At 65.3% G+C, this 26,511-nt stretch carries 21 protein-coding genes and 2 pseudogenes; 11 read left to right on the top strand and 12 right to left on the bottom strand.

The window, feature by feature from the left end; all coding sequences use genetic code 11:
- Position 1 precedes the first annotated feature (1 nt).
- Genes iolB through iolC form a run of 3 tightly spaced genes read right to left on the bottom strand, consistent with a single transcriptional unit; the run spans position 2 to position 2,760 of the window.
- Positions 2-898, bottom strand: coding sequence for a 5-deoxy-glucuronate isomerase (gene iolB / locus VJV41_RS03505; RefSeq protein WP_325331135.1), 897 nt, complete (start codon positions 896-898; stop codon positions 2-4).
- Positions 899-902: 4 nt separating this feature from the next.
- Positions 903-1,796 carry a Cgl0159 family (beta/alpha)8-fold protein gene (locus VJV41_RS03500; protein ID WP_325331133.1) on the bottom strand — a complete coding sequence of 298 codons (894 nt, stop codon included), beginning with the start codon at positions 1,794-1,796 and terminating at the stop codon, positions 903-905.
- The gene (gene iolC, locus VJV41_RS03495) at positions 1,789-2,760 is read right to left on the bottom strand and encodes a 5-dehydro-2-deoxygluconokinase (protein ID WP_325331131.1); all 972 of its coding nucleotides are present in this window, start codon (positions 2,758-2,760) and stop codon (positions 1,789-1,791) included. Before iolC ends, VJV41_RS03500 begins: the two co-directional genes overlap by 8 nt.
- A gap of 102 nt (positions 2,761-2,862) precedes the next feature.
- On the opposite strand from iolC, the gene VJV41_RS03490 reads away from it, so the two are divergent.
- Positions 2,863-3,645 (top strand): GntR family transcriptional regulator, encoded by a 783-nt coding sequence (locus VJV41_RS03490; protein WP_414684869.1) that lies wholly within the window; start codon positions 2,863-2,865, stop codon positions 3,643-3,645.
- Positions 3,646-3,718: 73 nt separating this feature from the next.
- Here VJV41_RS03490 and VJV41_RS03485 read toward each other — a convergent pair whose 3' ends face one another.
- Entirely contained in the window at positions 3,719-4,492 is a 774-nt protein-coding gene (locus VJV41_RS03485) for a TIM barrel protein (protein ID WP_325331127.1), read from the bottom strand.
- 154 nt (positions 4,493-4,646) lie between these two features.
- Between VJV41_RS03485 and VJV41_RS03480 the strand changes: the two genes are divergently transcribed.
- From VJV41_RS03480 to VJV41_RS03465, 4 genes are all read left to right on the top strand, one after another.
- Entirely contained in the window at positions 4,647-5,636 is a 990-nt protein-coding gene (locus tag VJV41_RS03480) for a substrate-binding domain-containing protein (RefSeq protein ID WP_325331125.1), read from the top strand.
- Positions 5,637-5,661: 25 nt separating this feature from the next.
- Positions 5,662-6,720 (top strand): ABC transporter permease, encoded by a 1,059-nt coding sequence (locus VJV41_RS03475; protein WP_325331123.1) that lies wholly within the window; start codon positions 5,662-5,664, stop codon positions 6,718-6,720.
- Positions 6,721-6,723: 3 nt separating this feature from the next.
- Entirely contained in the window at positions 6,724-7,548 is an 825-nt protein-coding gene (locus VJV41_RS03470; RefSeq protein WP_325331121.1) for an ATP-binding cassette domain-containing protein, read from the top strand.
- Positions 7,549-7,918: 370 nt separating this feature from the next.
- Positions 7,919-8,467 carry a hypothetical protein gene (locus VJV41_RS03465; protein ID WP_325331119.1) on the top strand — a complete coding sequence of 183 codons (549 nt, stop codon included), beginning with the start codon at positions 7,919-7,921 and terminating at the stop codon, positions 8,465-8,467.
- A gap of 14 nt (positions 8,468-8,481) precedes the next feature.
- Here VJV41_RS03465 and VJV41_RS03460 read toward each other — a convergent pair whose 3' ends face one another.
- The 7 genes from VJV41_RS03460 to VJV41_RS03430 all read right to left on the bottom strand — a co-directional run bounded on the left by VJV41_RS03460 (position 8,482) and on the right by VJV41_RS03430 (position 18,187).
- Positions 8,482-11,082, bottom strand: a complete 2,601-nt coding sequence (locus tag VJV41_RS03460; protein ID WP_325331118.1) for a helix-turn-helix transcriptional regulator — start codon at positions 11,080-11,082, stop codon at positions 8,482-8,484.
- 60 nt (positions 11,083-11,142) lie between these two features.
- A complete protein-coding gene (locus VJV41_RS03455; RefSeq protein WP_325331116.1) occupies positions 11,143-12,261 on the bottom strand; it encodes a catalase family protein in 1,119 nt (372 codons plus the stop codon).
- The gene (locus tag VJV41_RS03450) at positions 12,258-14,012 is read right to left on the bottom strand and encodes a peroxidase family protein (protein WP_325331242.1); all 1,755 of its coding nucleotides are present in this window, start codon (positions 14,010-14,012) and stop codon (positions 12,258-12,260) included. Before VJV41_RS03450 ends, VJV41_RS03455 begins: the two co-directional genes overlap by 4 nt.
- A gap of 185 nt (positions 14,013-14,197) precedes the next feature.
- Entirely contained in the window at positions 14,198-15,160 is a 963-nt protein-coding gene (locus tag VJV41_RS03445) for a Gfo/Idh/MocA family oxidoreductase (RefSeq protein WP_325331114.1), read from the bottom strand.
- Positions 15,157-16,029, bottom strand: a complete 873-nt coding sequence (locus tag VJV41_RS03440) for a TIM barrel protein (protein WP_325331112.1) — start codon at positions 16,027-16,029, stop codon at positions 15,157-15,159. Before VJV41_RS03440 ends, VJV41_RS03445 begins: the two co-directional genes overlap by 4 nt.
- On the bottom strand, positions 16,026-17,033 hold the full coding sequence (locus VJV41_RS03435) for a Gfo/Idh/MocA family protein (protein ID WP_325331110.1): 1,008 nt from the start codon (positions 17,031-17,033) through the stop codon (positions 16,026-16,028). The genes VJV41_RS03440 and VJV41_RS03435 overlap by 4 nt, the downstream gene beginning before the upstream one ends.
- Positions 17,030-18,187, bottom strand: a complete 1,158-nt coding sequence (locus tag VJV41_RS03430; RefSeq protein WP_325331108.1) for a phytanoyl-CoA dioxygenase family protein — start codon at positions 18,185-18,187, stop codon at positions 17,030-17,032. Before VJV41_RS03430 ends, VJV41_RS03435 begins: the two co-directional genes overlap by 4 nt.
- A 151-nt stretch (positions 18,188-18,338) precedes the next feature.
- Here VJV41_RS03430 and VJV41_RS03425 point away from each other — a divergent pair, with 151 nt between their 5' ends.
- The 6 genes and pseudogenes from VJV41_RS03425 to VJV41_RS03400 form a co-directional block, all read left to right on the top strand.
- On the top strand, positions 18,339-19,349 hold the full coding sequence (locus VJV41_RS03425; RefSeq protein ID WP_325331106.1) for a LacI family DNA-binding transcriptional regulator: 1,011 nt from the start codon (positions 18,339-18,341) through the stop codon (positions 19,347-19,349).
- A gap of 285 nt (positions 19,350-19,634) precedes the next feature.
- A complete protein-coding gene (locus tag VJV41_RS03420) occupies positions 19,635-21,581 on the top strand; it encodes a 2-oxoacid:acceptor oxidoreductase subunit alpha (protein ID WP_325331104.1) in 1,947 nt (648 codons plus the stop codon).
- On the top strand, positions 21,578-22,654 hold the full coding sequence (locus tag VJV41_RS03415; RefSeq protein WP_325331102.1) for a 2-oxoacid:ferredoxin oxidoreductase subunit beta: 1,077 nt from the start codon (positions 21,578-21,580) through the stop codon (positions 22,652-22,654). Before VJV41_RS03420 ends, VJV41_RS03415 begins: the two co-directional genes overlap by 4 nt.
- 10 nt (positions 22,655-22,664) lie before the next feature.
- The gene (gene mobA / locus VJV41_RS03410) at positions 22,665-23,255 is read left to right on the top strand and encodes a molybdenum cofactor guanylyltransferase (protein ID WP_325331100.1); all 591 of its coding nucleotides are present in this window, start codon (positions 22,665-22,667) and stop codon (positions 23,253-23,255) included.
- 1,148 nt (positions 23,256-24,403) lie between these two features.
- Positions 24,404-24,628: pseudogene (locus VJV41_RS03405) on the top strand (transglycosylase family protein); the annotation flags it as partial.
- A gap of 317 nt (positions 24,629-24,945) precedes the next feature.
- A pseudogene (locus VJV41_RS03400) lies at positions 24,946-25,176 on the top strand (transglycosylase family protein); the annotation flags it as partial.
- Between the two features lie 163 nt (positions 25,177-25,339).
- Here the strand turns inward: VJV41_RS03400 and VJV41_RS03395 are convergent.
- Entirely contained in the window at positions 25,340-26,509 is a 1,170-nt protein-coding gene (locus VJV41_RS03395; protein WP_325331096.1) for an FAD-dependent oxidoreductase, read from the bottom strand.
- Positions 26,510-26,511: the final 2 nt, after the last annotated feature.

Here is a 26,511-nt window from a genome sequence, read left to right as displayed (position 1 = left end):
GTCACACTCCTCGTGAACGCAGGGGCAGCCGGGGATCGACATCCTGGCTTTCCCAGGTGCCGCGTAGCCAGGCATGCTCGGGGTCGTCGACGATCTTCCAGGCCCGCTCTTCACCGGGGCCGGCCATCACGTTCAGGTAGTACATGTGGTAGCCGGGCGCGGCGACGGACGGTCCGTGGTAACCGTGCGGGACGAGGACGACGTCGCCGCTGCGGACCTCTTCGAGCACCTCGATCGGGCGGTCGGGCGTCCCGTAGACACGGTGATAGCCGAAGCCGCGGGAATCAGCCGGAGCGCCCGCGGGCGCGACATCGGGCCCACGCCCCGAGTCGATTTCGAAATAGTAGATCTCCTCCAACGCCGACTCGACAGGCGTGTTCTCGTCGTGCTTGTGCGCGGGGTAGCTCGACCAGTTGCCGCCAGGCGTGATCACCTCGCATGCGATCAGCGAGTCGGCCTCGAAAACGCCTGCGGTGCCGAAGTTGTGCACCTGGCGACTGCAGTTGCCGGTGCCGCGCAGTTCGACGGGCACGTCGGCAGCGGCCACCCGGCGGTTCGGCAGCTGACGTTTGGCATGCGCGCCGCAGATCGCGAAGCGGCCTTCACCGCACAGCGTGTAGGTCTGGCCGGTGCCGATGTAGACCATATCGGCCGGGCCGTCGAAAACCGATGCGCGCGGCGAGAGTTCGAATGCCTCGTTGTCGGCGTCGATTGCGCCATGGCCGGCCAGCGGCAGGATCATCACCTCGGTGTCGCCGCTGTCCAGTGTGAGCTCCTGCATCGACTCCAGTTCGACCACCTTGAGGCTGGCCTCGGTCCAGCCGGCCGACTCCGGCGTGACGTCGACGGTGTACGGCGGAGTGGCACTGCGCGCCGGGATGTAGTACTTGCTATGCATGCTCTCACCTCACCATTGAGACAGCGGTCGCAACCGCGGAGCTGACGTCGTCGTCGGCGGGATACAGCAATGTACGGCCGACGATCAGGCCCCGCACCGACGGTAAGCCGAGCGCTTTCTCCCAGCTGGCGAACGCCTCGTCGGGATCGGCGGGATCACCACCGAGCAGTAGGGTCGGCAGCGTCGTCGACTCCATGACCCTGTCCATCTCGTCGACCACCGGCAACTTCATCCAGGTGTAGGCCGACGTCGAACCAAGCCCCTGACCGATATGGATGGACTTGATCACCGCATCGGGGGACAGGTCGTTGCGCACCTTGCCGTCGACGCGGGTCGACATGAACGGCTCAACCATGGCGATCAGCTCGTACGCGGCGAGTTCGTCGACCGCCCGCGCGCATGCCTCGAGCGTGGCAACGCTGCCAGGATCGTCGAGATCGATGCGGCACAACATCTTTCCGCCATTCATCTTCGCCGCGGCGGTCGCCTGCGCGGTGGCCGCCGTCATCCGGTCGTCCAGCTCGAACCGTGCCCCGGCCAGGCCGCCGCGGTTCATCGACGAGAACACCACCTTGTCTTCCAGCACACCGAGCAGCAGCAGGTCGTCGAGGATGTCGGCGGTCGCGAGCACACCGTCCACACCGGGATCGGCCAGCGCCGCACACAGTCGGTCGAGCAGGTCGGTGCGGCTGTTCATCGCGGTGGGCCGAGCGCCGACGGCGAGCGCGCCGCGGGCGGGGTGGTCGGCCGCGACGATCATCAGCCTGCCATTGCCGCGCACGGTCGGCCGTGTCGTGCGGTGCTGCCAGGCGCGCGCGATGGCACCGGGGTCGGTGGCTCGCAGCTCGGTGATCGCCGCGTAGTCAGCGCAAATCGGCGCATTATCGGCTCTAGACATCGACGGCCTCCACCGCTGTCTGCTCGGCCAGCTCGGTCACCTCGGCGGCGGTGGGCATCGCCGTCGAGCATTCCAGCCGCGATGCGACGATGGCACCCGCGGCGTTGGCGTAGCGCAACGTCTTTTCCAGCGGCCAGCCATGCAGCAGCCCATGACAAAGGCTGCCGCCGAACGCATCTCCTGCTCCCAGACCGTTGACCACGTCGACGTCGTTGGGCGCCACCATCACCGACGAATGCCGCGTCTTGCCGAGGACACCGCGGGGGCCCTGCTTGACGATGGCCAGCTCGACGCCGAGGTCCAGCAGCGCGTCGGCCGCCTTGCGGGGATTGTGCTCACCGACGGCGATCTCGCACTCCTCGCCGTTGCCGACGGCGACGGTCACGTAGGGCAGCGCCCGCTGTACTTGTTCGGTGGCCGCGGCGGGCGACTCCCAGAACATCGGCCGGTAGTCCAGGTCCAGCACCGTGAACTGCTTGCGCTGACGAGCCTCCCAGGCGGCGAAATGCGCGCTGCGGCTTGGCTCTTCGGAAAGGCCGGTCACGGTCGACCAGTACAGCCGTGCCGACCGAACCGCGTCTGTGTGGATCTCGTCGGCGCGCACCTGCAGATCCGGCGCGCTGGGCCGGCGGTAGAAGTACAGCGGGAAGTTGTCCGGCGGAAATATCTCGCAGAACGTCACCGGGGTCGGATATTCGTCGTGCGTCGCCACGCAGCGGTTGTCGACGCCGAGCCGAGCGAGCTCCCCGCGGACGAACCTGCCGAACGGGTCGGCGCCGACGCCGGAGATCAGCGCCGCACGGTTGCCCAGGCGTGCCGCGGCCACCGTGACGTTTGCAGCGCTGCCACCCAGGAACTTGCCGAATGTGTCGACTTCCTCCAGGCCCACGCCAATCTGCAGGGGGTAGATGTCGACGCCGCAGCGCCCGATGGCGAGGACATCAAGAGCCTGCGTGGTACTCAAAGTCAGCCTTCCGAAGGTATGTGATTGCTCGCTATCGACTGTGCCCCGGGGCACTCGACCCTGTCAATAGTTTGTCCTGACATTCTATCTTTCGATCATACGATGTTAAAATGTAGCTACTGTTATCTGGTCCAACTCGAGATCGGAGACCACGTGCCCCTGACGGTGGAGCTCGACAGGTCCAGCCCTGTGCCTCTCTACTATCAGCTCGCGCAAGCGATCGAAGCGGCGATCCGGGACGGCGACTTGGCCCCTGGAGACCGCTTCGAAAACGAACTGGCGCTGGCAAAGCGGCTCACCTTGTCGCGACCGACGACCCGCCGCGCCATCCAGGAACTCGTCGACAAGGGCCTGCTCGTGCGCAAGCGCGGAGTGGGCACGCAGGTGGTCCAGAATCCTGTGCACCGCCGCGTCGAGCTGACGAGCCTTTTCGACGACCTTGCCCGCGCCGGTCAGGAGCCGACCACGAAACTGCTCGACTACCGCGTCGGTCCTCCTGATGAAGAGGTCGCGCGCGAGCTCAGTCTGTCCAGCGACCGCGACGTCGTGTCCATCCACCGGCTTCGGTGCGCCAACGGCGAGCCGCTGGCCGTGATGACCAATTACCTGCCCGTCGAAATCGCGCCGGACGCCGACGAGCTCGAGAGCAACGGGCTATATCAGTCGCTGCGGGCACGCGGTGTGCACATTCGGCTGGCCCGCCAGCGGATTGGCGCCCGGGGTGCGACCCGAGCCGAAGCCAAGCTGCTCGACGAAAAACCCAACGCGCCACTGCTGACCATGTCGCGCACGGCGTTCGACGACTCCGGCAGCGCGGTGGAATTCGGCACGCATTGCTATCGCGCGTCGCGCTACTACTTCGACACCACGCTCGTCGACCGCTAACAATCTTCCGCGAACAGACGGAAAGGTCCCCCGACACGCCGGAAAATGGGGCCTTTTGCGTCTGCTCGCACAACTAGCCGAACGCGCTTCGGAACGCTTCCAGTGCGGTGACGCTGTCGCCGGACGCCCAGGCTTCCATACCCACCGTGCCGGTATAGCCGATGTCACGCAACGCCTTTGCGATCGCCGGATAGTTGATCTCGCCGGTGCCCGGCTCGCAGCGGCCCGGCACGTCGGCGACCTGGACCTCACCGATCGCGTCGCCGCAGCGGCGCACCAACTCGATGAGATTCCCTTCGCCGACCTGCGCGTGGTACAGGTCGAGCATCATCTTCACGTGGGGATGCCCGACCGCTTCCACCAATGCGAGCGTGTCTTTCGCGCGGGCCAGCGGAATGCCGGGATGGTCGACGATCGTGTTGAGGTTTTCCACGCAGAACCTCACGTCGGCCGCCGCGCCGAGTTCGCCGATGTGTTGCAGCGTGCGGATTGCGGTCGCCCACATCTCGCCGGTGGCCCGGTAGCGCGGGCGGGCCGCCTTGCCGTCGATCAGCTCCGCGGTATGCAGGTTGAGCCGCGGAACGCCAAGTGTTTCAGCGGCCTTGATCGACAGCTCGGCCGTTCGCACCACGTCGTCGGCGGTGGCCGGGTCGATGAGGTCGCCATGTAGGTAGCCGGTCATCGACGAAAACCGTGCGCCCGTATCGGCCAGCGCCTGCAGGTCTTTGTCGTGCCAGCTCCAGATCTCGACGGCAAACCCCATGTCATGGATTCGTCCGATCCGATCGATGATCGGCAGGTCCGTGAAGACCATCTCGGAACAGACCGCCAGCTCGAAGTCGCTCATCGCCTGTCACCTCCCTCGCCCTGACCAGCATGGACGCACTTTAGCATTTGATGTGCAGTCCTAATGTCAGGACAAACTATTGACTTTCAGGTGTGAGCCGTATTACATCAAGCCGGGAGGCGTGTCACGCGACGCTCGAGGACGAGGAGAAACGATGAAGTTCGGTCCACTGGCCGCGATCGCGGGGGCGAGCGTGCTCGTGTTGGGAATCGCGTCATGTTCAAGCACCGGGGGAAAGCCGCAGGAGAACGGCGGGGGTATGGGCGCTGGCCAGGCCAACACCCCGCGGGCGACCGTCGCGATGATCACCCACGAAGTGCCGGGCGACTCCTTCTGGGATCTCATCCGCAAGGGCGCGCAAGCCGCTGCGGACAAGGACAACATCGAGCTGCGCTACTCGAATGATCCCGAGGCGCCCAATCAGGCGAATCTGGTGCAGAGCGCGATCGACAGCAAGGTCAACGGCATCGCGGTGACGCTGGCCAAGCCGGATGCCATGGCGCCCGCGGTCAAGGCAGCTCTTGCCGCGAACATCCCGGTGGTGGCATTCAATTCGGGTTTCGACAACTTCAAGCAGCAGGGGATCCAGGAGTATTTCGGACAGGACGAGAAGCTCGCCGGAGTTGCTGCGGGAGAACGCCTTAACGCCGACGGTGCGAAGAAGGTGATCTGCGTGATCCAGGAGCAGGGGCAGGTTGCGCTCGAATCCCGCTGCGCCGGCGTCACCCAGGGATTCAAGGGACAGACCGAGATCCTCAACGTCAACAGCAAGGACATGCCGTCTGTCGAATCGACCATCACAGCTAAGTTGCAGCAGGATCCCTCCGTCGACCACGTCGTCGCGCTCGGCGCGCCGATTGCGTTGGCCGCGGTGCAGTCAGTCGGCAATGCCGGTAGCTCCGCGAAGGTCGTCACCTTCGATACCAATGCGGCGCTCGTCGATGCGATCAAGGGCGGCAAGGTGCAGTGGGCGGTGGACCAGCAGCCATTCCTGCAGGGGTATCTGGCGATCGACTCGCTGTGGCTCTTCATCAACAACAAGAACCTGATCGGCGGTGGCCAGCCCACCCTGACCGGACCCTCGTTCATCGATCAGACGAACATCGATGCCGTCGCCGAGTTGGCCAAGTCCGGGACCCGTTGAGCCGCGACCCAGGAGAGAGCGAATCATGACTACCCAAACTGATCTGGACGTCGCCAGTCACAAAATTGTCCGCGACGAACGCGTCAAAGAACGAAACCGTGTGCAGCGCCTGCTCATTCGTCCTGAGATGGGTGCGGCAATCGGCGCGGTGGGGATCTTCATCTTCTTCTTGATCGTCGCCCCGCCGTTCCGGTCACCCGAGGCCCTGGCAACAGTGCTGTATGCCAGCTCGACGATCGGGATCATGGCCTGCGCGGTCGCGCTGCTGATGATCGGCGGCGAGTTCGACCTGTCGGCGGGTGTGGCCGTGACCACGAGTTCGCTTGCGGCGTCGATGCTGGCTTACAACCTGCATCTGAACCTGTGGGCCGGGGCGGCGTTGGCGCTGATAGTCGCCCTGGCTGTCGGGTTCTTCAACGGGTACTTGGTGATGAAGACCAAGATCCCGAGCTTCTTGATCACGTTGGGCACCCTGCTGATGCTCACCGGCATCAATCTCGCAGTGACCAAGCTCATTTCGGGTCAGGTTGCGACGCCGAGCGTGAGCGACATGCAGGGCTGGGATTCGGCGCAGAAGGTGTTCTCGTCGTCGTTCACCATTGCCGGAGTTTCGGTGCGGATCACCGTGTTGTGGTGGCTGCTGTTCACTGCGGTCGCAACCTATGTGCTTTTCAAGACGAAGGTCGGCAACTGGATCTTCGCCGTCGGCGGTGACCAGGAAAGTGCCCGCGCAGTCGGTGTGCCCGTGACCGCCGTGAAGATCGGGCTCTTCATGTTCGTCGGCTTCTGTGCCTGGTTCGCCGGCATGCATCTGCTGTTCGCGTTCAATACCGTGCAGTCCGGTCAGGGTGTCGGCAACGAATTCATCTACATCATCGCCGCGGTGATCGGCGGCTGCCTGCTCACCGGCGGGTACGGCACGGCGATCGGCGCCGCGATCGGCGCATTCATCTTCGGCATGGTGCAACAGGGCATCGTGTATGCCGGCTGGAATCCCGACTGGTTCAAGTTCTTCATGGGCGTGATGCTGCTGTTCGCGGTGATCGCCAACAATGCATTCCGTAACTATGCGGCGAAGAGGTGACCCATGACCGCAACGGTTGATCGTCCCATGCATGACGCCCCTTCGGGGGGCAAAGTGCCCCTGGTCGAGATGCGCAGCGTCAGCAAGGCGTACGGCAATATCACTGCGCTCAAAGACATCTCGCTTCGCGTACACGCTGGCGAGGTGACGGGCATCCTCGGCGACAACGGCGCAGGCAAATCGACGCTGATCAAGATCATCGCCGGGTATCACCCGCCGACCGACGGCGAGCTGTTGGTCGACGGCGAACCGGCGAAGTTCAACTCGCCAAAGGACGCGTTGGCCAAGGGTATTGCGACGGTGTATCAGAACCTTGCCGTTGTCCCGCTGATGCCGGTATGGCGAAACTTCTTCCTCGGTCAGGAGATCCGGCAGAGCCGCTTCCCATGGGCCATGGACGCCAACGCAATGCGGGCCACCACGCTGACGGAACTGTCGAAGATGGGCATCGACCTGCCCGACGTCGACGTGCCGATCGGCTCGCTGTCGGGCGGTCAGCGGCAGTGCGTCGCGATCGCGCGGGCGGTGTTCTTCGGTGCGCGGGTGCTGATTCTCGACGAGCCGACGGCCGCACTCGGTGTGAAGCAGTCGGGCGTGGTGCTGAAGTACATCACCGCGGCCAAGGATGCCGGGTTCGGTGTGGTGTTCATCACGCACAACCCGCACCACGCGCACATGGTCGGCGACCACTTCGTGCTGCTCAACCGGGGTCGTCAGAAGCTCGATTGCACCTTTGACGACATCACGCTCGAACACCTCACCCAGGAGATGGCCGGTGGCGACGAGTTGGAGGCCTTGTCGCACGAATTGCGTGGTAAAAGCGCATAAATGCAGGCCAGCGGACCCCGTCGACCGGATAGGTCGGCGGAGCTTTGCTCGTACAACTGTTCGACAGCCGTTCACCTGGGCGGCAGCGCGCCGCGCGGCGGGAGTCGCGGCGGCATTGCACAATGGGGGCATGGCTAGGGATCGCGAACCGACGGCTACTACGCCGGTGTGGCGTGACCCGTTGTCGGTGGGATGGCGGGCACACCGCAATCTGTTGATGCTGCGGCTGCGTTGGCACGAACGTGCGGCGACACGCCCTGGGGCGAAAGTGCGGGGACCGCGGCGGCCGCGGTGATTCCGCGGACGAACTCAGAAAGCCTTGCGCTGCTTGGCGGCCAACTGACAGCTTGCGCAGTTACCGTGTGCGGCCGTGCCAGGACGACAGCCGCCGGAGAACCCCAACTACTACTTCGAGCCGACGCGGGCCGGCGGCTACCACTCCTCCGACGGATACGGCGACCCGTACGCCGCACCGCCACCTGAGCCCGCAACACCGTGGTACCGCCGTGCCCCCGCTCTCGTCGGCGCCGGCGCCCTGGCCGTTCTCGTCGTCGCCGGACTGGCCGTCGCGGTTGTGAAACTCACCACCGGTCCGGTGGCCACGACGTCGGTTGCCACCACGACTTCGAGCGCGTCGCCGACGCCTACCACGACGGGCAGCGTCGTCGCGCCACCCACTCACCACGCGCCCAGCGGTGGCGGGACGACCGTCGTCACAGAGGAGGCGCCGCCTGCAGACACGGTCACGGTCACGCCGCCGCCGACGGACACCCCGACTGTCACAACGACGGTCTCCCCGACCACCGATACCGCGACACCGACAACGACTGCGCCACCCACGGACACCAGCACGGTGACCCAGACGGTTACGGTCTCACCGACGCGACAGCCGTTCTTTCAGCGCCATCCGGGCGAGTGACCGATCCGCAAGGCCTACGGGGTATCGGTATCGGGTCGCACGATCTTCGCCAGTTCATCGCGATCGGCGGCGTCGAGCTTGATGCAGGCGCGGTAGATATGGCCCTCCACCGTGCGAACGGACACGGTGAGCTGATCGGCGATCTCGCGATTCGACAGGCCCGCCGCCACCAGCCCAGCGACCTCCCGCTCCCGGGAAGACACCGGCAGGGGCCGTGCCGCCGAGCGGATCGCCGGGGTCGCCGCGCCCCCGCACTGTGCGGCCAGACGCAGTGCGCGCGCCGAGGACGCCGCGCTCTTGCTTCGTTCACCGGCGCGGTCGTGCAGTGGGACGGCCTGCGCGGCCGAATCCGCCGCCGACAACATCAATCCGGCGGCTTCGAACTCGGCGCTGATCACGTCAAGGGTCTGGGCGTCTCGGTCCGCGACGGCCGCGGCGTGCCGGGCCTGCAGTGTTATCACTGGTCCGCTCACAGAGTTCCCGAGCGCCGCCAATCGACCCGCAACGGTGCGGTCACCGAATCTGGCGGCGTGGTGTAACGCTTCTGCCTCCACTGCGTACTGGCCGGATCGGTGTGCCAAATCCGCTGCCTCGCGGGCCAATTCGATTCCCGAACGCTCACCGGTCTTGGCGGCGGCCACACACGCCGTTGCGATCAGCCGGTGAGGCTGATGGAGCGCGACGAACTCTCCGCTGTGTTCCTTGGCGTCGGCCAGGACGCGCTCGGCCTGCTCGATATTGCCCATCGCCGCGTAGGCCCGTGCCAGTAACAGCCGTGCCGGAAGCCGCCACGGCAGCGACGCTTCGGCCGCCAACGCGGCGAGGGCCTGCTCGATACTCGAGATGGCCTCGGGAAAGCGGCCGCGATGGGTGGCTACCAGGCCGGACGTGATCTTGGCGATCGCCCACCCCAGGAATTGGCCCTCCGATGAGAACTGCTCGTAATCGGCGGCGCGCTGCTCGGCAGCGTCCAGTTCGCCGGCGTAGGTCAGCGCGAGAACATCGCAGTAGCGGACCATTACGCGGATCATGCCGTCGGTCGCCTTCTGCTCAGAGCGGCAGCGCGCTGCGATCGGTTCGAAGTCGCTCCCACGCCCGGCAACCGGCATCGCCAGTCCTGCGGCGAACGCCGCGAAGTCAACCGCCTGTTTCGGCGCGTGCGGGTCGGACAGCACTGCCTCCGCCGCGGCGATGCCCTCGTCAATCTTGTTCTCGTGCACCGCCATTGCCGACCCGGTGGCCTCGACGACGAGCTTGATACTGGGGTGCTGGACGCGTTCGCGAAGCAGGTCCAACAGTTGATGGGCCCGTTCTACTTCACCCATCGACCAGAACAGAATGGATAGCCGGGGAATGCCCCACAGCACGAGCTGAAGCTCGTCAAGGTCTTCCGGTGCAAACCGCGCGAGGACTGCCTCGGCCTCAACGGGATGGCCCTGCCACAGCAGCGCGCGCGACAACAACTCGGCGGCTTGCAGGCCGCCGTCACGCTCGAATGCGGCCCTGGCGAGATGTTCGCCCAGGGGAACATTGGACAGGAAGATCGCATCCTTGGTTGCCGCGATGAGAAGGTCCGTGTCCACCGGTTGATCGCTGTCGATGGACAGCTGGGCCAGCCGCAGCCGGCTGGCTGCGGTCTCGAGTTCTTGGTGGCGCAGCACTTTCACGATGCGTCCCCTGAGTCTGCGCGCCGACGCGGTGCCCACGCGACGCCGCACGACGTCACCGTAGAGCGGGTGGCTGAATCGAGCGTTCAGTGACGTGCCGTCTTGCGCAATGCGGATCAGCCCGCCGACCTCGGCGGCATCGACGGCCTCCTCACCTGCCAGTTCGGACAGCGCGTCGACGTCGAGCGGCTCGCACAGCGCGAGGAACTTCAGGGCGTTCACCACATCGTCGCCGACGTGATCGAGGCGGTCTTCGAGGAGCGCGGCCAGACCGGACGGAACAACGGCACGTCCGCGCAGTTGCCACACGCCGTCGACCTCGGTGAGCGTCCCGGCGTCGACAGCGCCTTCGACCATGTGGCGGAGGAACAGTGGATTACCGCCAGACGCGTCCCACATGACGTCAGCGGAAAGACCTTCCAGCGTCCCGCCGAGAACGGCCTCGACGAGCGCGATGCTCTGCTTTTTGGTGAACGGCATCAGCTCAAAACGCCTGAGGTGGTTGTCTTTCCACAACGCGGTGACGGCGTCAGGCACCGATTCACCACTGCGAACCGTCGCCACGATCTGTCCCGCTCGCTCGATCGCGATCTGGTGTATCAGCGTCGACGAGAGCTGGTCGAGCAGATGAGCATCATCGACACCGATCACGGTGCCGGGACGTTCGAGAATCGACGCGCGTGCGGCGGCCAGAAGGGCGACCGGGTCACGCGAACCCGACGGCGGTATGCGATGAGCGAAAACCCCGAGCGGGATGCTGCGTGAGGACTCCGTGCAACCGACCCACTGCACGTCCGAACCCAGTGAGGCGGTCACCGCGCGAGCCAGGGTGGTTTTGCCGACCCCGGCGGCCCCGACCAACACGACGCCGCCGCCATTGCCGGTCACCGTAGACCGTATCGCGTCGAACTCCGCCGGACGATCGAGCAATTGCCAGCGCGCCGCCATGCAGCAGAGTTTAGGTGGCGGGAGCGGCCAGCGCTTCGCGAATGTCCAGCGAATTCGCTGCTAGTCGGGCAGCTCCGTGATCTTGGTGGGCTCCACCCGCGCGACGTTGTTCACCCGGTGCCGGAAGTCACTCGACGCCTCGTAGACCAGCTTCTTCAGCCGATTGATCGATCCGAGCGGTCGGTGAGCCGCCAGCCCGCGCCATGAGTTGAACGACAACACGTCGTCGCCGAACGCCCGTCGAGCATCCGTAGCGGGGTTCTGGACACCGAAGGTGATCTTGGCGACGCCGACGTGGGGCGATTCCTCCTCCGGCCATGACACCGTCGCGTCCTCGATGGGCATAGTCACGGGATTGGTGCACAGTTGCACACGCAGTTCGTATTCGGCGCTGTTGTTGGCAAAGAAATCGACCACCATGTCGCGGAAGGCTTCCTTGCCCGCGCCGGCTGGCACCGGTTGGTCGATGAACGCCTTGACGTTCTCCGACAACGGCGCCAGAAGCAGTTTGGCGACATAGTTGCCGTGCCGCAGGGGAGCCGACGAGAAGAATGTCATACCCAGAATGTGAGTGTTGGGATGGCTGAACAGGTCCAATGTGGCCGGCAGGGACCCCCCGAAGAATTCGAGGATCGGTCGGACGGCGCCGAGGGTGTGTCCGACGAACTTGAGTACGGAGTCGGGGAGGCGCGCCAACAACACGGCGAAGGGCATGCCCCGCTTGAGATAGGCCTGTGCGTCGGGGAACGGAAACTCGCGGTGAGTGACGAGGATGAAGTCTTGAGTCGTCGCGGTGTCCTCGGACAGCGACCGTTTACCCTCCACGCCGAGCACCTTGATCCCCAGACCGCGGATACCGCGCGTCTCGTCGCTGCGGAGGGCGCCGGAGGTGCTCGATAGCCTGGCGATAACGGGGTATGGCCCCGGTGTCGCGAAGAGTCCTTGGCGATACGGCTCCGGCAGATTCGGGTAGATGGTGAGTTCGCCGCGCAGGATGCCGTGGCTCTTGGCGTGCGCGTCGCGGATGCCATGACGGTATTTCTTGAACGCCCACCGGTTGTTGCCTGCGAGCTTGTCGGCGATCTGCTTGACGAGTTGGTCTTCGTCGGGCCGGGGCTGCTCCAAGTTGTCCCAGTAGGGAACAAACCTGGTGTCGAGGGATTGGATGGTGTCGGTCATCGTGAGTTCTCTTCCTTCCAGACCGGCATCCATGGCGCAAATGGGTTCTTGACGCCGCGCAGGGCCGGCTTCAGCGACGGAAAGTGACGCAGGAGCACGTCTCGCATCGTGTTGTCCTTGACCCAGTCCATACCCGCCTGGGTGTAGATCTCGGGGCGGAAGTCGGTGGTGAAGAAGCGATCGCTTTCCAGGCGCCGCGACGCCATCAAGACGAAGACGCGAAAAGCGGTGTCGCTGAAACCAAATCCCGCCGGCTTGGGTTCTGCGTACATGCCGATCATCAAGTCGACGCGCTCGACGTCGCCGTAGGTCCGCCGCAGCTCTTCTGCCCACACGGGGTTGTCGGTGAGCTCTTCGAACGTGGAAGCAGGTTTGAGGCGGAACAATCGCCGGAATTCGTTGTACCGCGGGACCCCGCGCTCGCGAACCCGAAGGACGTCGATGGCCGCCAAGTCGACGAGGTCCTTATTGTTGGCCTTGCGGAACTCCTGAAGGTGCCGCGGGAAGTTGTGCAGCGTGATGGCACCGGGATTCGAGCGGCCGAACGAGTAAAAGATGTCGTCCATCGACAGCTCGTCGAGTCGGTCTCGCACCTGGTGCACGGTCAGATCAGGCAATTCGTGAGTAACCAGTTCGGAGTCGTCGGTCACCGAGCGGAAGACGTATTCGTCGGGCATCAGCGGATGCATCCGGTAGACCGCCACAAACTCCTCGGTCAGTGAATAGGGCACGCCGTGATAATTGGTCGGTGATCCAGGTATGCCCTGCAGAATCTCGCTGTCGCTGATCCGTCCGAACCGTTTACTGAAACGTTCACCGAGCAAGCCAAACCAGTTGGCGCGCAAGGCAAAGACGGTGGTCGGGTGCGCGATGATGGCCGGCGTCCAGTCGACGGTGTGAATCTTGGCCATCAAGGCCGCATTGACAAGTCGCGCCTTGTCGTAGAGCTCTTGGTCGGACATATGCGGATATTTCGCGGCGAGGTGGTCGCATATCGCGTTGTGTTCGCGCATGAACAACGAGTGCAGGATCGCCAGACCCAGCCAGAAGTTGCCCGCAGGGCCCTCCAAATCCAGCAACGGGTCGGTGTCCTCAGGCGCAAGCCCGAGGCGGTCGATCCGCAGGTGTCCGCCTCGCCGCGTGCGAACGGCGTCTGCGAAATCCTTTCTCGAACCGTAGATCTGCGAGCCGTCCCACCAGTGGCTGTCGCGGGTCACGAACGTCGGCGGACCCCAGCCATCCGGATCGGGATCCGACTCGGTGCGCTTGATGGTCATCGGCGGCTCGGGCCACGGGTCGTCGGCTTCGAGCGGGATCTCCCACGGCTGCGAGTCGCTCGAGCCGTGACTCAACCAGTCGTGCACCTCGAACTGGATCCACGCCGCGGCGAGCAGGTTCAGCGTGGTGGCGGGCTGGAACTGCTCGCGGGTGAGGAGACGACGGCTGATCAGCCGCGGGTTGGGCTCCAGTAGCTGCGCGGGCTCCTCGCGATAGACGTGAGTCAGCGGGACATTGCGACCGAATCTGCATCCGGCCGCTCCCACGAGGGGATCGTCGAGGTTGTTGAAGCTGCCGGTGATCGTGCGGGCAGTGCGGTGGCCGACGGCATCAGTGTCGTCGCCGCCGGATTCTTTCGCGTTGGGGTCGCGGGTGTCGTAGAGGTTCTTCGCCCGCAGCTGGCCCCGCAGCCCGATCAAGACCGGTACTGCCAGTACCGTCGGCAACTTCGACCATCCGACGAGCTGATCCATCTTGCCGGCGACCCATGCAAGGAGCCGACCCAGCATCCGTACCACCACGCTGCCCCCTGTCTCGATGCCTGCAACCGTGATCTTGGCAGCTGGAGAGACACGACGCGCGCGTAGTGCACTACTTGGTTTCGCGAATTTGGGTTCGTTTGCCAAACGAACGATTCGTAGCCGATCGAAGGGGCGGCCTACCGGGGCGTCATGCCCGCCGCACGATAGGCGGCGTCGACGTAGGCCATGTTCTCCACCGCGTCGGTCGTATCGAGCGGTAGCGGTGCGCCGTGCAGCACGTGCGCGGCGAACGCTTCGAGCTGGTAGGTGTACGACGGCTTGGTGCCGAGCCGCTCGACGGTGGTGCCCGCGGGTGTGTTGATGGTGAGCCGGTCGTCGTCGTGGGGCTTGATGAAGTTGTGCACGAACACATCTCCGCGCGTGCCGACGATGCGCAGCGTGAACATGTACTCGTCGGCGACCATCGAATTGGCGCTCAGCCCCGTCGCTCCGCCCGGAAACGCGAGTTCGACGTCGCACCACGAGTCGACGCCCGGGCTGGTCTCTTCGGCGTGTGCGCGAATGATCGACGGGTGGCCGAGACGCCGTATGACGTGCAGGCCGTAGCAGCCCAGGTCCATCAGGGCACCACCCGCCAACTCAAGCGACCACCGAGGGTCGCTGGGTTCCGGTGCCGGCATGGCCATCCGGACTTCGACGTGGACAACGTCGCCGAGGGTGCCGTCGAAGGCCAATTCGAACGCGCGGCGGGTGACGGGGTGGAACAGGTAGTGAAAGCCCTCCATCACGGTGACCCCGGCCGCGTCGGCCGCCTCGGCGACCTGATGCGCTTCGGCGCGGTTGCGGGCGAACGGTTTCTCGGTCAGCACCGGCTTGCCGGCCGAGATCGCCGTCAAGTTCCAGGGTGCGTGCAGAGCATTGGCCAACGGGTTGTACACCGCATCGACCTCGGGATCGTGGACGACCTCGTTATACGATCCCAAAACGCGTTCCACACCGTGCTTTTCGGCGAACAATTCGGCGCGGCGCGGATCGCGCGCAGCAACGGCGACCAGCCGGTGGCCCAGTTCGCGGGCCGGGCCGACGATGGCCAGCTCGGCGATGCGGGATGCCCCGAGCACCCCGATCCTCAAGCTCATACCGGGACGCGACTGCAGACGTCGGTGATGAACGCCACGCTCTCCCGGACGTCACCCACCGGCCCCTCGTCGGTGGGTTGCCCGTCCAGGATGGTGTCCTGTTCCATGACGAACCAGCCGTCAAACCCGTTGCTACGCAGCGCCGTGACGATTCCGGCGATGTCCACGTCGCCCGCACCCAGCGGGGTGTACATGCCCTGCCGAACCGCATCGGTGTATGTCAATTCGCCGGTCTGCACGCGGGCGGCCAGCTCGATATCGACGTCCTTGAGGTGGACGTGCGCGATGCGTGCCGGCACCCTTCGAGCCAACTGCAACGGGTCCGTCCCGCCGATCAACAGGTGCCCGGTGTCCAAACACAACCGGATCGCCGAGCCTTTCAGCACCCGCGCGACGTCGCTGCGGGTCTCCACCATGGTCCCGACATGCGGGTGCAGCACGGCTAGCACGCCGCGGTTCGCTGCGGCATCGGCAAGCCGGTCCAGATTGGTCAGCAGCGTGGCCCACTGGCCGTCGTCGAGTGTGGGCCGCGCGTCGTAACCGTCGGCGCCCGTCGCTGCCGCAAGCACGAGAACGGCTGCCCCGCAGGCCTGTAGCGCGTCGAGCGGGCCGTCGATGTCGGGCAGCGGGTCGTGACCGGCATCGTGCAACACGACAGGGACGAACGTGCCCACGCAGCTCATGCCATAGGACTCCAACATCGTCGTGAGCTCGTGCGGATCGGACGGCAGAAAGCCCTCGGGACCCAGTTCGGTGGCGGACAAGCCGACGTCACGCATCTCGGCGAGCACACGCTCTGGGGCAAGCTGGTAGCCCCATCCCGGCACTTCGCACACACCCCATGAGATCGGCGCACCTGCGATTTTCATCTTGATCTCACTTCCTCGATGCTTACCGGGACGCCGCGTTTGAACGACTCCGTCGCCGCGTCCGCCAGCCAGGCCACCTCGACCGCGTCGGCCACCGTGACCGCCGGCGCGGCGGCGCCGTTGACGACGTCGACGAATGCGGTCAGCTCGGCGCGGAATGCGTCGGTGAAGCGGTCCATGAAGAAGTGGTGGGCGGGGCCGACGGGAAACTCGTTGTGTGGGTCGGTGTTTCGCACCGGCACGCCCTGATCCCAGCCCGCGACCACCGTGTCGTAAAAGCCGTGTACCTCAACGCGGCAGTCGTAGCCGTGCCCGTTGTAGCGAGCCGCGGATACCAACCCGAGGGTGCCCTCATCGAACCTGACCACGATCGCTGCGGTGTCGACATCACCGAATTCCGTGAACTGCGGGTCGCCCTGCACACTGCCGGTGGCGTATACCTCGACGGCCTGCTGGCCGGTGATCCAGCGGATGACATCGAAATCGTGGACGGCACAGTCGCGAAAGATTCCACCGGAGCCGGCGATGTACTCCATCGGCGGGGGAGCGGGATCCATGGTGGTGCTCCGGACAGTGTGCAGCGGGCCCAGAGAACCGTCGTCCACCGCGCGTTTGGCCGCGGCGAACGCCGCGTCGAACCGGCGCTGATATCCGATCTGCACCGGCACTCCTGAACGAGCGATGACGTCGGCCACCCGTGCGCTTTCGGCGGCGGTCGACGCGATCGGCTTCTCGCAGAAGGTAGGCAGCCCCCGCTCCACGGCGGCCAGTGTCAGCTCTGCATGAGCGGGCGTGGCCGCCGAGACTACGACACCGTCGATGCCGGAGGTCAACAACGCCTCCACCGAATCAGCCGGTTTTGCACCGTGTTTGGCCGCTACTGCGGCAACCAGCTCGGGCCGCTCGTCAGTGACTACCAAGCCGTCCACGCCGTCCAGGCCCGAGAGCGTGTCGGCGTGAAAGGCGCCGATGCGGCCCAGTCCGACTACGCCGAGGGTGGTCATGGAATTCTCCGATCGTTCTGGTCGCGCAAAGCGGCGTCGAGTTCTTCCGAGGTGAGGTCGTCGGCCAATGCGGCGAGCACGGTGTCAACCTGGCTTGGCGGGGCCAGGCTGCCGATCGGCTGATCGCGATCGAGGTTGGTGGGAAAGGCGTAGCCCTCGGCCGTTGCCACCACCACGTTGACCAGATCCTGTTGCGGCCGGCCGGCCGACTTCATCGCGCGAAGTTCCGGATAAACGGCGCGCACCATCGCGGTGCGATCCAGCGCCTCCATCGCTCGACCGAACGGTGACGAGATCTGCAGCAGGTTCGCAATCCTGCGGATGTCGGTCGAGATGTTCGATCCCGCACCGTGATACAGCGCGGGGTTGAAGAACACCGCGTCGCCCTTGGCCAGCGGCAGCTGGACGTGGTGCTCGGCGAAGAACTCGATGAACTCGGGACGGTTGAATGCGATGTACCCGGCGTCGAAGCGCTGCGAATGAGGCAGCAGCATGGTCGGCCCGCTTTCGACCGGCATGTCGCAGTGGGCGACGGCGCCCTGCAACGTCAGGAGCGGCGACGTGCGGTGCAGGTGGGCGGGATACGACGCCAGATGCTCGACGGGCACGAACCCGAGGTGATAGTCGCGGTGTGGAACCTGCTGTGTACCACCGGGATTGACGACGTTTACCTGCGAGGTGACCTGATAACGCGGACCCAGCCAGGCCTGACACACGGCGGCCAGCGTGTCGTTGGAGTAATACTCGGTGAACGCACGCGGCGCATGTAGCGCCAGCTTCTGTGCGGCGTTCCAGATCCGGTCATTGGCGCCGGGCCTGCCGAAGTGATCGCCCGCAGCCGAGCCGGCGACGTGCTGCGCTTCGATGATCGCGAAGAACGCCTCGTTGGTGGCTTCGATCAGGTCGGGGGTGAAGGCGGCCTTGAATACGACGACGCCCGGCCCGTCGGCCAGCGCCCGAATCAGTTCCGACTGCAGCACACGACGATCAGCGGCGGAGTCCGCATCGTAAACCGGCACGTTGCTCCGGATCTCGGAGGCGAGCGGATAGTCGGCGGGATCGGTGTCGCACAGCACCTGCGCCCGGAAGTCGTCGAGGCTGCAGTGGGCATCGGTCATCCACGCCTGGCGTGTGGCGCGGACGGCCGCGGTCATGGCAGATAGTCTTGCTGTGATAGTGACCGCATTCAACACCAGAAACCCATCAAAAACCCCTCACCATTTCCCGGCGAGCAGACGCAAAACTGCCCTGATCGGGCTGAAATCGGGCAGTTTTGCGACTGCTCGCGAGGAAAAGGAACCCTCGATGGCGCACCGCTACAAGGTCCGCGAGATCGCTCAGCAGTCGGGTCTGAGCGAGGCCACCGTCGACCGCGTCCTCAACCAACGGCCAGGCGTGCGTGAGAACACCAGGGCCGAGGTCATGCAGGCGATCGCAGATCTGGACAAGCAGCGCGCCCAGCTGCGCCTGGTCGGCCGGCGCTATCTGACCGATGTGGTCATGCAAACCCCGCGGCGCTTCTCCGATGCCTTTCGCGCCGCGGTCGAGGCCGAACTGCCCGCATTCGCGCCGGCGATGGTGCGAGCGCGCTTCCACCTGTGGGAATCGGGCTCGACCGCGCAGATGGTCGAGGCGCTCGCCAAGATCCGCGGCACTCACGGCGTGATCCTCAAGGCGCAGGATGAACCAGAGGTAGCCGAGGCCATCGACCGGCTCGTCGACTCGGGCGTGCCGGTCGTGACCTATGCGACCGACGTTCCCACCAGCTCGCGCTGCGCCTACGTCGGCATCGACAACCACGGCGCCGGCGTGACGGCGGCCTATTTGATGAATCAGTGGCTCGGGCAGGCGCCGTCGGACGTCCTCATCACGCTGTCTCGTACGGTGTTCCGCGGTGAGGGTGAGCGTGAGGTCGGTTTCCGCTCAGCTCTGCGTGGGTCGGGTCGCGCGATCGTCGAGGTCAGCGACAGCGACGGCATCGACGCGACCAATGAGCGGCTGGTGCTCGAGGCGCTCGAGCAGAACCCCGGCGTAGAAGCCGTCTACTCCGTCGGCGGCGGTAACACCGCCACCGTCGCGGCCTTCAAACGCCTCGGGCGGCCATGCCGCGTCTTTATCGCCCACGACCTCGACGCCGACAACCGGCAACTGCTGCGAGAAGGCCGCGTCTCGGTGGTCCTGCACAACGATCTGCGCGCCGACGCCCGCCTGGCGATGCGGCTGATTCTGCAGGAGCGTGGGGCGTTGCCCGCCGAGCCGGTACGGCCCGTGCCGATCCAGGTCATCACGCCGTACAACCTGCCGAGCTACTGCTAGCGGATGGCTACCGATCAGTAACCGTTTCTTAGAGAATGCCATTCTCTGGAAAGTGACGGAAAACACAATCGTGTCTCACTCGGCCCGTGTGCACATCGGCTGAGCAGTGCGTTCGCTCCCAGGTCACCCGGGGGTTCCCCGCGCGTCGGGTAAATCGCCGCCTAAGAGAAGTGCAATAATCGGTACTGGCAGTGACATCAAACTTCGGCGGACGTCCGCCGACGGCGCGTCACCCTGACTGCGACTCGGATGACTTCGCCGGAAACAATGCGGAAGGCAGGCGTAGTGGGGGCCATCGACAACGCGATCAGTCCCGGCACTTCAGGCCCTCGGCAGAAGCTCGAAAAGGTCGTCATTCGCTTTGCCGGCGACTCGGGCGACGGCATGCAGCTCACTGGAGACCGCTTCACCTCTGAAGCCGCGCTGTTCGGCAATGACCTTGCTACTCAGCCGAATTACCCGGCCGAGATCCGTGCTCCACAGGGCACGCTGCCGGGTGTCTCTTCGTTCCAGATCCAGATTGCCGACTATGACATCCTGACCGCAGGCGACCGCCCGGATGTCCTTGTGGCGATGAATCCCGCCGCGCTGAAGGCCAACGTCTCCGATCTGCCGCGCGGCGGTCTGATCATCGCGAACTCCGACGAGTTCACCAAGCGCAACCTCGCCAAGGTCGGCTATGAAGCCAATCCCTTGGAGAACGACGAGCTTTCCGATTACGTCGTGCAGCCCGTCGCCATGACGACGCTGACGCTCGGCGCAGTCGAGTCGATCGGCGCCTCCAAGAAGGACGGCCAGCGCGCCAAGAACATGTTCGCGCTCGGGCTGCTGTCGTGGATGTACGGCCGCGAGCTGGAACACAGCGAGGCGTTCATCCGCGAGAAATTCGCCCGCAAGCCCGATATCGCCGAGGCCAACGTGCTGGCGCTCAAGGCCGGCTGGAACTACGGCGAGACGACCGAGGCGTTCGGCACCACCTACGAGGTGTCGCCGGCAAAGCTGAAGACCGGCGAGTACCGGCAGATTTCGGGCAACACCGCCCTGGCGTACGGCCTGGTCGCCGCGGGTCAACTCGCCGACGTTCAACTCGTGCTCGGCAGCTACCCGATCACCCCGGCTTCGGACATCCTCCACGAGCTGTCCAAGCACAAGAACTTCAACGTGCTGACGTTCCAGGCCGAAGACGAGATCGCCGGCATCGGTGCGGCCATCGGCGCGTCCTATGGCGGCGCGCTGGGTGTCACCACCACCTCGGGTCCCGGTGTCTCTCTGAAGTCCGAGGCGATCGGTTTGGCCGTGATGACCGAGCTTCCGCTGATCGTCGTCGACGTGCAGCGCGGTGGGCCGTCCACCGGCCTGCCCACCAAGACCGAGCAGGCCGACCTGTTGCAGGCAATGTTCGGCCGCAACGGCGAGTCGCCGGTCGCGATCATCGCGCCCCGCACGCCTTCCGATTGCTTTGACGTCGCCGTCGAGGCTGCGCGTATCGCGGTGACTTATCACACGCCGGTGATGATCCTGTCCGACGGTGCGATCGCGAACGGCTCAGAGCCGTGGCGCATCCCCGACGTGAGCAGCTACGCGCCGATCGAGCACACGTTCGCGAAGTCGGGCGAGCCGTTTCAGCCTTACGCACGCAACCCGGAGACCCTCGCGCGCCAGTTCGCCGTTCCGGGCACACCCGGTCTGGAGCACCGCATCGGCGGTCTCGAGGCGGCCAACGGCTCGGGCAACATCTCCTATGAGCCCAAGAACCACGACCTGATGGTGCGTTTGCGGCAGGCCAAGATCGACGGCATCTCTGTGCCGGATCTCGAGGTCGACGACCCGACCGGTGATGCCGAACTGTTGATGCTCGGGTGGGGAAGCTCGTATGGGCCCATCGGCGAGGCCTGCCGGCGGGCGCGGCGCAGGGGCATCAAGGTCGCCCATGCGCAGGTGCGGAACCTCAACCCGTTCCCGGCCAACCTCGGCGACGTGCTGCGGCGCTACCCGAAGGTTGTACTGCCGGAGATGAACCTCGGCCAGCTCGCGCTGTTGCTGCGCGGCAAGTTCCTGGTCGACATCCAGTCGGTGACCAAGGTGGAAGGCATGGCGTTCCTGGCCGACGAGGTTGAGGGCATCATCGATGCCGCGCTGGATGGGACGTTGGGCGAGAAGGAAATTGACAAGGCCAAGTTCGCACGGTTGGCGGCGGCCACCGTAGAGACTGGTGTGGGAGCTAGCGCATGACAGACCTGATCGGATCGGACCTGGGCGTAACTCCGCTCTCGAAACTCAGCGGGGTACCCACCACCGACGCGCCGCAGAAGGCCAAGGACTTCACCAGTGACCAGGAGGTCCGGTGGTGCCCGGGCTGCGGTGACTACGTCATCCTCAATACGATTCGCAACTTCCTGCCGGAGCTTGGACTGCGCCGCGAGAACATTGCGTTCGTTTCCGGCATCGGCTGCTCGAGTCGGTTTCCGTACTACCTCGAAACGTATGGTTTCCACTCCATCCACGGCCGCGCGCCGACGATCGCCACTGGCCTGGCCCTGGCGCGGGAGGATCTGTCGGTGTGGGTCGTCACCGGCGACGGCGACGCGCTGTCGATCGGCGGCAACCACCTGATCCACGCGCTGCGCCGCAACATCAACATCACGATCCTGCTGTTCAACAACCGCATCTACGGCCTGACCAAGGGTCAGTACTCGCCGACCTCTGAGGTCGGCAAGATCACCAAGTCCACGCCGATGGGCTCGCTGGACTACCCGTTCAACCCGGTGTCGCTGGCGCTGGGCGCCGAGGCGACGTTCGTTGGCCGCGCGCTCGATTCTGACCGCAAGGGGCTGAGCGAGGTGCTCCGTGGCGCTGCTCAGCATCGCGGTGCCGCGCTGGTGGAGATCATGCAGGACTGCCCGATCTTCAACGACGGCTCCTTCGACGCGCTTCGCAAAGAGGGCGCGGAGGAACGGCTGATCAACCTCACCCACGGCGAGCCGATCACGTTCGGCGCCGACGGCGAGTACTGCGTGGTCAAGTCGGGTTATGGGCTCGAGGTCGCCAAGACCGCCGACGTGTCGGCCGGCGAGATCGTCGTCCACGACGCAACGCTGCAGGACCCGGCGTACGCGTTTGCGCTGTCTCGGCTGTCGGAGCAGAACCTCGATCACATGGTGATGGGCATATTCCGGCAAGTCAGCAAGCCGACGTACGACGACGCGGCCCGCAACCAGGTGGCGTGCGCGCGTGACGCCAAGCCGCACGACACGGCTGCCCTGCAGTCGCTGCTCCGCGGCAAGGACACCTGGACCGTCGACTAACCTCACTGACGTGACGCCCCCCGTGCCGCTTGCTGCAATCATCCTGGCAGGCGGGGCATCCCGCCGAATGGGCCGCGACAAGGCCAATCTCTCCTACGAGGGCACCACGCTGCTCGAGCGCACGGTGTCTGTCGTAAGCCCGCGGTGTTCGCCCGTTTTCGTGATCGCTGCACCAGGACAACCGCTGCCCGCGGTTGAGGCCCAAGTGCTGCGCGACGAGGTTCGCGGCGTCGGGCCGCTGCTCGCGACGGGGCGGGGGCTGCGTGCGGCTGCCGAAGCCGGCTTGCAGCTCGCGTTCGTGTGTGCGGTCGACATGCCGTATCTCGACGCCGGCCTGATCGACGAACTCAGTGGTCCGGCCGTGCGCCTCGGCGCCGACGTCGTGCTGCCGTGGGACGGCCGCGATCACTACCTCGCTGGGATCTACCGCACCTCGCTGGCCGACCGGGTCGACGAGCTGATTGCGGCGGGGAAGAGCAGCATGCGAGCGCTGGTCGACACCGTGGACACCCAACGAATCGTGATGCCAGAGCAACGGGCTCTAACGAACGTCAACACCGCGGCCGATCTGGCCGCTACCGCCCCGCCGAAAATTAGCTAGCAAATTTGCTGCAAAATTCCTGCATTATTTGCAATTCGTGCGCGCAGAATTCTTTTCCCTCAATTTCCATCCAAATGCAGCCGATAAACACGGCGAAGTAGCGATAGGCGCTGACGGCCGCGACTGCCCGTGCACGATGCTGGGCTCATGAAACCCCTTCGGAGATAAGCGTTTTGGAATTGGTCGCGTTGCGCTGTGTATCAATTTGATCACGAGCCGTGCGAGACCCTGGCTTTCGAAACTGCCGTAGGCCCGCGGCCGGGGACAGCTGGTCGACTTCACTATTGGCCGTCGGGCGAAACGGTGGTCCGCCGGCGGCGATGGACTCGGTGACGGAGCGGCGTGTTTGAGTGCGAAACAGATTGTCTTGCAATGTAATCCATCGGATGAACGGAGTGTGCCGGTCGTCAGCTCTGAAACGCGCTACCGTGCAGGCCCACACGTGTCCAGCCGCTGAAAAGGTAGCAGCCCCATGGTGATTCGTCCGGTGGTAGGCGGGGGGAGGATCACTGGTTTGGCCAGCGAACCAAAATGTGCGATATGACCCCTGCGACCGGCGATTTGGGCTCTCGGACAGTCAATTCCGACGCAGTAGTACCCACATCGGCGCCGAAATCACGTGTCACAGCTCACAAAATCGTCGTGATTTGGCTCACGGCGACACGCCGAGGGCCCAATTTGTATGGTCCCGTCAAACCAGCCGCTGACCTGCTCAGACTTTTCTCAGGTTCGGTCGTGATCTTTCCGTGATCTAACCGCGACACGAACTTCATCAACATGACTAATCGCGACAGGCTTTGTACGGTCCAAACCGGCTTCAAACGGAGCAAATAATTTCAAACCCACGAACCTGCGTGTGAGTGGGGCTGCGGGAGGCGGGTTCGCCTTCAGCGGTCGCCGGGTCTGATATCCGGCGAGGCACCTTCTGGCCTCCCTCTGCCGCACCTGACCGAGATGGTGCGGCCCAACTCTCCGCCTGTGTACAGGCAGCTACGCCCGCGTTCCCGCGCGGGTGTTAATGGCGCGCGCTTGGCGAAAGGATCGAAGTGAAGAACATCCGCAAGACGTTTGGTCTGGCCACCATCGCCGGTGCGCTCGCTCTGGCACCGATGGCGCTGGCGACCGGCACCGCGAGTGCGGAAAGCGGCGTCGACTGGGACGCCGTCGCTGCCTGCGAGTCGGGCGGCAACTGGTCAATTGCTACAGGTAATGGCTACTACGGCGGCCTGCAGTTCACGATGGGCACCTGGCATGCCAACGGCGGCTCGGGCTCGCCGAGCCAGGCCAGCCGTGAGGAGCAGATCCGGGTCGCAGAGAACGTGCTCCGGACGCAAGGCATCGGTGCGTGGCCGGTCTGCGGCCGGCGCGGCTAGGACTGCACGAACCAATTGCGAGGCGGTGTCGGGAAACGACCCGGCACCGCCCCATCTCTCTCAGAGGCCTCTTACACCAGATAAGTAACGATTAAAACTTTTGACGCATCCGTAACGCGTGATGTCCATCACCCGAAACACCGGATAACCGCGTAGGGAGAACGCACAACTCTTCACTTGCGGGCCTTGTTTCAAACGGTCGGGGAAGGACCGCAGTGATGAACATTCGTAAGGCAGTCACCAAAGGTCTGATGGCCACCGCTATCACCGGGGCGCTCGCCGTGGTTCCGATGGCACTTTCGACGGGCACCGCGCACGCCGACTCCGTGAACTGGGACGCGATCGCCCAGTGCGAGTCCGGTGGCAACTGGGCCATCAACACCGGTAACGGCGCCTACGGCGGCCTTCAGTTCAAGCAGGCCACGTGGAACGCCAACGGCGGTGTGGGCAGCCCGGCGACAGCCTCGCGTGACGAGCAGGTCCGCGTGGCCGAGAACGTCCTGCGCACGCAGGGCCTGGGCGCGTGGCCCAAGTGTGGCGCCCAGGGTGGCGCTCCCGCCGTCTGGGGCAACCCGACGACGCCGTCCGCGCCGACCGTCGCCACGGGATGCGCCGCGATGCCGACCAGCGGGTTGTTGGGTTTCATCAATCCGCGTCAGATGTGCACTGCACTGCTCAACCCGCTGGGCGCTCTGGCTACACCGCGCTGAATCATGCCGGCGCCATGTCGCGGTCGGTGGGCGGGACGAACGCCGAACGCGACGCCACCGCTGCCAGATGCCGCGTCAGCAGCGCCTCGGGCCCGAGAACCGTGGCTCGGCTCGCCAGCGCGCTGAGGAACGCGGGGCGCAGGTTCACGATCCGGCCGATCATCGCCGATTCCCGCACCAGGGGCCGCACTCGCGGCTTGCGGAACGTCGCGAAACTCGAAAACGCGGTCGCCAGATCATCGGACCGATGGACGAAGCGGGCGAGAATCGCCGCGTCCTCCAGTCCCTGACACCCGCCCTGCCCCAGATGCGGGCGCATCGGATGCGCCGCATCCCCGACCACGACCACCGGTCCTCGTGACCACTGGCGGGCCTGGTCGCGGTCGTAGAGGTCGTTGTGCAGGACGTCGGCGGGGTCGGTCGCGGCCAAGACGTCCGGAATCGGGCGGGTCCACGTGGCGAACTTGGCCTTCAGATAGTTCAGCTCGCCTTGCGGCGCGGTCCGCCCCTCGGGTGCCCGCTCGGTTGCGAACCAGTACGTGTGGTCCGGGCCGAGCGGAACATGACCGAACTCGATGCCCGGGCCCATCACCTCGCCGGCGACGTCGGGGTCGATGGCGCATTCGGCGACGCCCCGCCATGCCGTGTAGCCGACGTATCGATCGCTGAGCGCTCCGTTGAGGTGGCGGGCGACCACCGAACGGGTGCCATCGGCCCCGACGACGGCGGCGGCCGCGCGCGTCGTGTCGTCGGACAGCGTGACCCGCACGCCGTCGCCTGTCGTGACGAGTTCTCGCGCGGAGAGGCCGTGGTGCATGGCGCCGTCTGCGAGGGCGTCGGCCAGGATCGTCGTGAGCGTCGAGCGCCGGATCACGACCAGCGGCTCGCCGAGCGCCTTGACCAACCGCTGCGGCGACGGGTGGCGCAACCAGGTGCCGTCACGCCAGCGCAGCGCGCCTGCGGTGACCCGCCCTCCGGCGTCGCGCACCGCATCGCCGAGCCCGATCTCGTCGAGTGCGGCCAGCGCGTTGGGCCAGATGCTGATCCCGGCGCCGGACGTCATGTCGGTGCGCTCCTCGATGACGGTGACGTCGAGTCCGCGGCGCTGTAGTGCCACGGCTGTCGCGAGGCCTGCGATGCCCGCACCGATCACAAGGATCTGCTGCGCCATCC

Source organism: Mycobacterium sp., assembly GCF_035274705.1.
Classification (GTDB): Bacteria; Actinomycetota; Actinomycetes; order Mycobacteriales; family Mycobacteriaceae; genus Mycobacterium.
Note: the sequence above shows the minus strand (reverse complement) of the source record. Positions and strands in the feature narration are given on the sequence as shown.

What these genes read in the sequence shown, in the direction of transcription:
- iolB (WP_325331135.1), bottom strand. Translation starts at nt 898, where the DNA reads ATGCATAGCAAGTACTACATCCCGGCGCGCAGTGCCACTCCGCCGTAC.
- VJV41_RS03500 (WP_325331133.1), bottom strand. Translation starts at nt 1,796, where the DNA reads ATGTCTAGAGCCGATAATGCGCCGATTTGCGCTGACTACGCGGCGATC.
- VJV41_RS03490 (WP_414684869.1), top strand. Translation starts at nt 2,863, where the DNA reads ATGTTAAAATGTAGCTACTGTTATCTGGTCCAACTCGAGATCGGAGAC.
- VJV41_RS03485 (WP_325331127.1), bottom strand. Translation starts at nt 4,492, where the DNA reads ATGAGCGACTTCGAGCTGGCGGTCTGTTCCGAGATGGTCTTCACGGAC.
- VJV41_RS03480 (WP_325331125.1), top strand. Translation starts at nt 4,647, where the DNA reads ATGAAGTTCGGTCCACTGGCCGCGATCGCGGGGGCGAGCGTGCTCGTG.
- VJV41_RS03475 (WP_325331123.1), top strand. Translation starts at nt 5,662, where the DNA reads ATGACTACCCAAACTGATCTGGACGTCGCCAGTCACAAAATTGTCCGC.
- VJV41_RS03470 (WP_325331121.1), top strand. Translation starts at nt 6,724, where the DNA reads ATGACCGCAACGGTTGATCGTCCCATGCATGACGCCCCTTCGGGGGGC.
- VJV41_RS03460 (WP_325331118.1), bottom strand. Translation starts at nt 11,082, where the DNA reads ATGGCGGCGCGCTGGCAATTGCTCGATCGTCCGGCGGAGTTCGACGCG.
- VJV41_RS03455 (WP_325331116.1), bottom strand. Translation starts at nt 12,261, where the DNA reads ATGACCGACACCATCCAATCCCTCGACACCAGGTTTGTTCCCTACTGG.
- VJV41_RS03450 (WP_325331242.1), bottom strand. Translation starts at nt 14,012, where the DNA reads ATGGATCAGCTCGTCGGATGGTCGAAGTTGCCGACGGTACTGGCAGTA.
- VJV41_RS03445 (WP_325331114.1), bottom strand. Translation starts at nt 15,160, where the DNA reads ATGAGCTTGAGGATCGGGGTGCTCGGGGCATCCCGCATCGCCGAGCTG.
- VJV41_RS03440 (WP_325331112.1), bottom strand. Translation starts at nt 16,029, where the DNA reads ATGAAAATCGCAGGTGCGCCGATCTCATGGGGTGTGTGCGAAGTGCCG.
- VJV41_RS03435 (WP_325331110.1), bottom strand. Translation starts at nt 17,033, where the DNA reads ATGACCACCCTCGGCGTAGTCGGACTGGGCCGCATCGGCGCCTTTCAC.
- VJV41_RS03430 (WP_325331108.1), bottom strand. Translation starts at nt 18,187, where the DNA reads ATGACCGCGGCCGTCCGCGCCACACGCCAGGCGTGGATGACCGATGCC.
- VJV41_RS03425 (WP_325331106.1), top strand. Translation starts at nt 18,339, where the DNA reads ATGGCGCACCGCTACAAGGTCCGCGAGATCGCTCAGCAGTCGGGTCTG.
- VJV41_RS03415 (WP_325331102.1), top strand. Translation starts at nt 21,578, where the DNA reads ATGACAGACCTGATCGGATCGGACCTGGGCGTAACTCCGCTCTCGAAA.
- VJV41_RS03395 (WP_325331096.1), bottom strand. Translation starts at nt 26,509, where the DNA reads ATGGCGCAGCAGATCCTTGTGATCGGTGCGGGCATCGCAGGCCTCGCG.